Annotated in this window: 8 protein-coding genes; 4 read left to right on the top strand and 4 right to left on the bottom strand. The window is 70.6% G+C overall.

Features of this window, described 5'->3' with window-relative positions:
* Positions 1 to 1,079, top strand: a 1,079-nt coding sequence (gene pstA, locus BAW75_RS05425) for a phosphate ABC transporter permease PstA (RefSeq protein WP_420914984.1), incomplete at its 5' end; no start/stop codon positions are given.
* Between the two features lie 20 nt (positions 1,080 to 1,099).
* The gene (gene pstB / locus BAW75_RS05430) at positions 1,100 to 1,876 is read left to right on the top strand and encodes a phosphate ABC transporter ATP-binding protein PstB (protein WP_104112848.1); all 777 of its coding nucleotides are present in this window, start codon (positions 1,100 to 1,102) and stop codon (positions 1,874 to 1,876) included.
* Here pstB and BAW75_RS05435 read toward each other — a convergent pair.
* Positions 1,857 to 2,696, bottom strand: coding sequence for an NUDIX hydrolase (locus tag BAW75_RS05435; protein ID WP_104112849.1), 840 nt, complete (start codon positions 2,694 to 2,696; stop codon positions 1,857 to 1,859). The two genes, pstB and BAW75_RS05435, sit on opposite strands and share 20 nt — an antisense overlap.
* A gap of 452 nt (positions 2,697 to 3,148) precedes the next feature.
* On the opposite strand from BAW75_RS05435, the gene BAW75_RS05440 reads away from it, so the two are divergent.
* Positions 3,149 to 3,736: a DinB family protein gene (locus tag BAW75_RS05440; RefSeq protein WP_104112850.1), complete on the top strand. Its 588-nt coding sequence runs from the start codon at positions 3,149 to 3,151 to the stop codon at positions 3,734 to 3,736.
* A 61-nt stretch (positions 3,737 to 3,797) separates the two neighbouring features.
* Positions 3,798 to 4,766 carry a Gfo/Idh/MocA family protein gene (locus tag BAW75_RS05445; RefSeq protein ID WP_043330895.1) on the top strand — a complete coding sequence of 323 codons (969 nt, stop codon included), beginning with the start codon at positions 3,798 to 3,800 and terminating at the stop codon, positions 4,764 to 4,766.
* 49 nt (positions 4,767 to 4,815) lie between these two features.
* Here the strand turns inward: BAW75_RS05445 and BAW75_RS05450 are convergent, their stop codons facing one another.
* The 3 genes from BAW75_RS05450 to BAW75_RS05460 form a co-directional block, all read right to left on the bottom strand.
* Complete coding sequence (locus BAW75_RS05450) at positions 4,816 to 5,820, bottom strand: inorganic phosphate transporter (RefSeq protein WP_030504472.1); 1,005 nt, start codon at positions 5,818 to 5,820, stop codon at positions 4,816 to 4,818.
* 4 nt (positions 5,821 to 5,824) lie between these two features.
* The gene (locus tag BAW75_RS05455) at positions 5,825 to 6,451 is read right to left on the bottom strand and encodes a DUF47 domain-containing protein (RefSeq protein WP_030504473.1); all 627 of its coding nucleotides are present in this window, start codon (positions 6,449 to 6,451) and stop codon (positions 5,825 to 5,827) included.
* 149 nt (positions 6,452 to 6,600) lie between these two features.
* Positions 6,601 to 7,451: PPK2 family polyphosphate kinase (locus BAW75_RS05460; protein ID WP_104112852.1), on the bottom strand; the 851-nt coding region annotated here is incomplete at its 5' end.

Raw genomic sequence — 7,451 nt, forward strand, 5'->3', positions numbered from 1 at the left:
CCCTCACCCCCCCCCCCCCCCCCCCGCCGGCCCAGCCGGCCACGCTGCGGGCGAGGCGACTTCCCGCGTACGCCGCTCCGGCCATCGCCGTCGCGGCGCTGCTGCTCGCGGCGGGCATCGTGTACGGCGCCGGCATCGGCGGCCCGGTCCTGGTCGTGGTGGTCGGCGCGCTGCTCTACCTGGCCGGTCTGTTCGTCGCGGCGAACGCGGTGGAGGGCCGCCGGTCGGCCCGCAACCGGACCTGGAGCGCGCTGATCCACTCCGCGTTCGTGCTCGCCGTGCTGCCGCTGGCCTCGGTGGTCTGGACGCTGGTCAGCAAGGGCTCCGAGCGGCTGGACGCGAACTTCTTCGGTACCTCGATGAACAACATCGGGTCACGGGACGCCAACGGCGGCGCGTACCACGCGATCGTCGGCACGCTGCAGCAGGTGGGCATCGCGACGCTGATCACGGTGCCGCTGGGTGTGCTCTGCGCGATCTACATCGTCGAGTACGGCCGGGGCCGGTTCGCGTTCACCATCCGCTTCTTCGTGGACGTGATGACCGGCATCCCGTCGATCGTCACCGGCCTGTTCGTGCTGGCCTTCTGGGTGCTGATCGTCTCGCCGTGGTTCAACGACGGGCGGCCCGGTTTCTCCGGCTTCGCCGCCGCGCTGGCGCTGAGCGTGCTGATGCTGCCCACAGTGGTCCGCTCCACCGAGGAGATGCTCCGCCTGGTGCCGGCGCCGCTGCGCGAAGGCGCGTACGCCCTGGGCGTGCCGAAGTGGAAGACCATCCTGCGGGTCGTGCTGCCGACCGCGCTGCCCGGCATCGTCACCGGCGTCATGCTCGCCATCGCGCGTGCCGCCGGTGAGACCGCGCCGGTGCTGCTCGTCGCCGGCGGCGGCGCGGCGATCAACTTCAACCCGTTCGAGAACAACCAGTCGTCGCTGGCCCTCTTCGTCTACCAGCAGGCCGGTGAGGCGTCGAGGTACTCGCCGGCACGGGCGTGGACCGCCGCGCTGACCCTGGTCGCCCTCGTCCTCGTCCTCACCGTGGCGGCGAAGCTGCTGTCCCGCCGCAACCGGCTCGGCCGATGAACCCCGGAGGTACCGCCACCATGGCCAAGCGCATCGAAGCCACGAACGTGACCGCCTACTACGGCGGGTTCAAGGCGATCGAGAACATCAACCTGACCGTCGAGCCGAAGACCGTCACCGCCCTGATCGGGCCGTCCGGCTGCGGCAAGTCCACCTTCCTGCGGTCGATCAACCGGATGCACGAGGTGCTGCCCGGCGCCCGGGTCGAGGGCAGCCTCACCATCGACGACCAGGACATCTACGACCGCGACGTGGACGTCACGGCGGTCCGCCGGATGATCGGCATGGTCTTCCAGCGGCCGAACCCGTTCCCCACCATGAGCATCTTCGAGAACGTGGTGGCGGGCCTGCGGCTCAACGGCGTGCGGCGCAAGTCGCTCCTGGAGGAGGCGGCCGAGCGGGCGCTCCGCTCGGCGAACCTGTGGGACGAGGTGAAGGACCGCCTCGCCAAGCCGGGCGCGGGCCTGTCCGGCGGTCAGCAGCAGCGGCTCTGCATCGCCCGCACCATCGCGGTCGAGCCGCAGGTGGTGCTGATGGACGAGCCCTGCTCGGCGCTGGACCCGATCTCCACGCTGGCCATCGAGGACCTGATGTTCCAGCTCAAGGACAAGTTCACCATCATCATCGTCACGCACAACATGCAGCAGGCCGCGCGGGTGTCGGACCGGACCGCATTCTTCTCGATCGAGAAGACCGGCGACCCGGGCCGCCTGATCGAGTACGACAACACGCAGAAGATCTTCAGCAACCCGAGCCAGAAGAAGACCGAGGACTACATCACCGGTCGCTTCGGCTGAGGCGGAAGCTGGGCTCGGCGCCGTCCAGTCCCTCGATGTACGGCAGGATCGGCGTACCCGGGTCGCGCTCCGCCGCATCCCGCGCCACGCCGCCGAGGTCGCCCGCGGCGGCGACCTCGGCGAGCGTGACCATGGTCGGCGGCAGCATGGTCAGCTCGCCGGCCTCCGCGCGGGCCAGCGCGTCCGCCGGGCGCAGCCACAGCGTGTGATCGGCCTCGCCGGACACGTCCCGGGTCCGCTGCCCCTCGGGCAGCAGGGCGACGAAGAAGTACGTGTCGAAGCGGCGCGGCTCGAACTCCGGGGTGATCCACCGGCTCCACGGCAGCAGCAGGTCGGACCGGAGCGTGAGGCCGCGCCCGGCCAGCAGGTCCGCGAAGCCGACCCGCCGTCCCTCCAGGTCCTGCCGGGCCGCCTCCCAGTCGTCGCCGCTCACGTCGCCGACCACCGTGTCGGGGTCCGGCCCGGCGAGCAGCACGCCCGCCTCCTCGAAGACCTCGCGGGCGGCGGCGCACACCACCGCCTGCGCGGCCGCCGGGTCGAGTCCGAGCCGCACACCCCACGCCGCCGGGTCCGGGCCGGCCCAGCCGAGGTGCGCCTCCGAGTCGGAGCGGTCCACGCCGCCGCCGGGGAAGGCGTACATGCCGCCGAAGGTCATCGCCGCCACCCGGCGGATCATGTAGACCTCGAACCCGTCGCCGGCCGGGCGGAGCAGCAGCACGGTGGCGGCGACCCGGGGCACGGCCGGTACGGCGCCCTCGGCCCGGAACCGGCGAGCGTGCTCCACCAGGGCGGGGGGTGCGGCGAAGCCGTCGATCGTCATGCGGCCGAGCCTAGTTCCCGCCCGAGCGGCCGGGCCGGGGGCGGCCTGGCACCGCCTGGCGCGGTGCGCGCCGCCCGCACGAGCATCCGCACCGCGCGAACCCAACCCGGTCACGTTGTGTAGTTTCGGCCGCCGCCACCATGAACCCCTCCGCCGACTTTGCTCTGCAGCCAGATCCGCAGCGGCAACCTTCCGTAACCAGTGCGCATGGGGCTGCAGAGCAAAGTCGGCGAGAGGCGATTGGCCCAGCCCGAAATCGGGCTGACTTATGTCTGCCTAGTGGCTTTTGGGCACCCGGCTCTGCGAGGAGTCGAACGGGATCCATTACGCTCCGCAACCTTCACGCTAAGTGGTCACTAGCGAAGTGACTTCAGCCGCCTGGAGGACCGCCGCGCACCCACCGGCGCGCGCCGGGCAGCGTGCGTCGGCCGCGCCTGGCAGGGTCGTGACCCGTGATCGACGATTTCGCCAAGGACTACCTGCACAACGACCTGCGTCAGATCCGCGAGGTGCTGTTGTGGAAGCTCGACGGGCTGTCCGAGTACGACGTGCGCCGCCCCCTGACCGCGTCCGGCACCAACCTGCTCGGCCTGGTCAAGCACCTGGCGTTCACAGAGGCCCGGTACTTCGGCGAGGTGTTCGGCAGGCCGTTCCCGGAACCGCTGCCCCGGTGGGACGATCCGGATCCGGACGGCGCCGACATGTGGGCGACCGAGCACGAGACCCGCGAGGAGGTGATCGGCCGCTACCGACGGGCGTGGGAGCACGCGGACGCGACCATCGAGGCCCTCCCCATCGACGCGCCCGGCCACGTGCCGTGGTGGCCCCGCCCCCACGTCAAGCTGTTCAACGTCATGGTCCACGTGCTGGCCGAGACCAACCGGCACGCCGGGCACGCCGACATCCTGCGGGAACAGCTCGACGGCTCGACCGGGGCATGGGCCGCGTACGCGCACCTGGAACCCGACCGGCCGACGCTGGCGACGCGGCGGGCGACGATCGAACTGGCCGCCCTGGCCGTCGCCGACACCCCCCGCTGAGCCGTCCCGACCGGTGGATCACCCTGCCGGTCCCGCAGCGGGAAGGGATAGCGTGCCGGGCATGACGCGTTGGGGAATCCTGGCCACCGGAAACATCGCCGCCCGCTTCGCCGAGGACCTGCGGCTGGTGCCGGACGCCGAACTGGTCGCGGTCGGCTCGCGTACCCGGGAGAGCGCCGAACTGTTCGCGCGCCGGCACGACGTGCCGCGGGCGTACGCCTCGTGGGCGGAACTGGCCGCGGACCCGGACGTGGACGCGATCTATGTGGCCACCCCGCACGCGGCGCACCACGAGGCGGCGCTGGCGTGCCTGGCCGGCGGCAAGGCCGTGCTGGTGGAGAAGCCGTGCACGCTGGACCTGCCGACCACCACCGAGCTGGTGGAGACGGCCCGTGCCCGGGGCCTGTTCCTCATGGAGGCCATGTGGATGCGGACCAACCCGCTGATCCTGCGCGTGCTGGAGCTGATCCGGGACGGCGCGATCGGCGAGGTGACGCACGTACGGGCGGATTTCGGCGTGGCCGGCCCGTTCCCGCCGGAGCACCGGATGCGGGCCCGCACACTCGGCGGCGGCGCGCTGCTCGACCTCGGCGTCTATCCGCTGAGCCTGGCCCACCTGGTGCTCGGCGTGCCGCAGCACGTGCAGGCGTGGGCGAAGCTGACCCCGGAGGCGGTGGACGAGAACACCGGCATGGTGCTCGGCTGGGACTCCGGCGCGGTGGCGACGCTCAGCTGCGGCATGGTCGGCGCGACAGCGATCACCGCGTCGATCACCGGCACGACCGGCCGGATCGACCTGCCCGAGCTGTTCTTCCGGCCCGCGCACGCCGTGCTGCACCGGGCCGGCGCCGAGCCGGAGACGATCCCGGCGGACCTGACCGGCGGCGGCTACCAGTACGAGGCGATCGAGGTGCAGCGCTGCCTGGCGGCCGGGCTGACCGAGAGCCCGCTGGTGCCGCACGCCGCCACGCTCGAGGTGATGGGCCTGATCGACGACATCAAGGCCCGGATCGGCGTCTCCTACGCGTGAGGGGTTCCCCGCCACGGCGGGGAACCCCTCGACGTCGTTGCGCGGGAGCTCAGAACAGGGGGCGGACCAGCAGGTACGCGAGGCAGGCGATCGCGGCGGCGGCCGGGAACGTGATGATCCAGGCGATCACGATGTTGCCGGCCACGTTCCAGCGCACCGCGGAGAGCCGTTTCGTCGCGCCCACACCCATGATCGCCGAGGTGATCGTGTGCGTGGTGGAGATCGGCGCCTTGAGCACCAGCGCGTTGAAGTAGAGCACCGCGCTGGCCACGGTCTCGGCCGCGAAGCCCTCCGCCGGGCCGAGGTCGATGATCTTCCGGCCGAGCGTCCGGATGATCCGCCAACCACCCGCGTACGTGCCGGCGGCCAGCATCGCCGCGGAGGTCCAGAAGACCCAGCCCGGGATGTGGGTCTTGCTCTCCTGGAAGCCACCGGTGTAGAGCGCCAGCACGATGATGCCCATGGTCTTGGCGGCGTCCTGCATGCCGTGGCCGACGGACATGGCGGCGGCGGACGCGGTCTGCGCCCAGCGGAAGCCGCGGCTGAGCTTGCCCGGCTGCCCTTTCCGGAACAGCCACATGATCGCCAGCATCACCAGGAAGCCGAGCACCAGGCCGACCACCGGCGAGAGCACCATCGGGATGAGGACCTTCTCGATGATGGTGCCCCACTGGACGATGCCGTCGGCGGCGAACAGGGTCGCGCCGACCAGGCCGCCGAAGAGGGCGTGCGAGGAGGAGGACGGCAGGCCGAAGTACCAGGTGATCAGGTTCCAGATGATCGCGCCCAGCACGCCGGCGAAGACCACGCCGAGGCTCTCCACCCCGGTCGGCAACGTGACCAGGCCGTCGCCGACCGTCTTGGCGACGCCGGCGCCGAAATGCGCGCCGACGAAGTTGCCGACGGCGGCCAGCGCCAGGGCGATCCGAGGAGTCAGCGCCCGGGTCGAGATGCTGGTGGCGATCGCGTTCGCCGCGTCGTGGAAGCCGTTCGTGTAGTCGAACGCCATGGCGACCGCGATCACCGCCAGCACGGCGATGAGTTCGGGACTCACTGGATCAGGACTCCTTGACCGCGATGGTCTCGACGGTGTTGGCGACGTGCTCGAAGGCGTCGCAGGCGGCCTCCAGCTCGTCGGCCACCTCCTTCATCTTCAGCACCGTGAGCGCGTCGTACTCACCGGAGAAGAGGCGTACCAGCAGCATCCGGTACGCCTGGTCGCCGTCGTTCTCGAGCCGGTTGCACTCGATCCAGTAGTCCTCAAGATCCTTCATCGACTTCAGCCGGGGCATCGCCTCGGCGGTGAGCTTGGCCTGCAGGTCGAGCACGTTGACCAGCTCGTGCAGCTCACGCGGAAGGGACGGGAGCTTGGTCAGGCCGTACAGGTAGAGCAGGTTGCCGACCGCCTCCAGGTGGTCCATCACGTCGTCGAGCAGCGAGCCCAGCCGGTAGATGTCCTCCCGGTCGAACGGCGTGATGAACGTGGAGTTGATCTTCTTGTAGAGCTCGTGCGTGATCTGGTCGCTGTCGTGCTCGATGTCGGTCAGCCGCTCGCTGATCGACTGCACGTCGGCGCCGGGCAGACCCAGCTCGTTGAGCAGGTCGGTCCCCTTGACCAGGTTCTGCGCGGCCCTGGTGAAGAGCTCGTAGAAGGCGCCCTCGGTGGGACGGAAGGAAAACTTCACAGCACGGACCTCGTCGTGTCGGTGGAAGGGTGGCCGTCGCCGCCCGGGCGTCTGCATTGCGCATGCTAGGGATCGCGTCCAGGCGGCTTTCGATCGGCCCACCCCTGGTCAAGCCCGATTCACCGCTCGTTCACCTTCCGTTCACCTGATCACCCGCCGAGTTGGCTCCGTAACCGGTCACGCTCCCGTTCAACGTCGAAATCGGCAGGCGGATACCCCAGATGCAAACCGTCGAACGTCTCGCGCAGCAGGTGGGCTACCGCCCAGTCCCGGTACCACTTGCGGTCCGCCGGGACCACGAACCAGGGCGCGTCGTCGGCGCCGCACCGCTCGATCGCCTCGGCGTACGCCGCCTGGTAGTCGTCCCATCGTGCCCGGGTGTCCAGGTCACTGGGGTTGTACTTCCAGAACTTCGTCGGGTCGGTCAGCCGCTGCATCAGCCGCTCGCCCTGCTCGGCGTACGAGATGTGCAGCATGACTTTGATCACGGTCACCGCCTGCTCGGCCAGTTCCCGCTCGAAGTCGTTGATGATCGCGTACCGGGATTGCCAGGTCGCCTCGTCGACAAGCCCTTCGACCCGGGCGATCAGCACGTCCTCGTAGTGCGAGCGATTGAACACGCCCACGTACCCGGGCGGCGGCAGCGCCCGGCGTACCCGCCACAGAAAGTCGTGCCGCAACTCCTCCTCGGTGGGCGGCCCGAACGAGCGGATGTGCAGCCCGAGCGGGTTCATCGCGCCCGCCACCCGCTTCACCGTGCCGTCCTTGCCGCCGCAGTCCATCGCCTGGAGCACCAGCAGCAGCCGGCGCGGCCGGCCCTCACCGAGCCCCGCGCCCGCCTGGGCCGGCGCGCTCGTGGCGCTGCCCGGACCTGAGGCGCCCTGCGCCGAGGCGTACAGCATCTCCTGCTGCCGCCCCAGTTCCGCGCCGACCAGCTCGACCTGGGCCCGTGCCCACTCCTTGCGCGCGGGCCCGCGCGCAAGGAGTGGGCACGGGCCCA

The organism is Micromonospora chalcea (assembly GCF_002926165.1).
In the GTDB taxonomy this organism is placed as follows: domain Bacteria; phylum Actinomycetota; class Actinomycetes; order Mycobacteriales; family Micromonosporaceae; genus Micromonospora; species Micromonospora chalcea.

Coding starts and splice junctions, on each gene's coding strand:
- pstB (WP_104112848.1), top strand. CDS start 1,100: ATGGCCAAGCGCATCGAAGCCACGAACGTGACCGCCTACTACGGCGGG.
- BAW75_RS05435 (WP_104112849.1), bottom strand. CDS start 2,696: ATGACGATCGACGGCTTCGCCGCACCCCCCGCCCTGGTGGAGCACGCT.
- BAW75_RS05445 (WP_043330895.1), top strand. CDS start 3,798: ATGACGCGTTGGGGAATCCTGGCCACCGGAAACATCGCCGCCCGCTTC.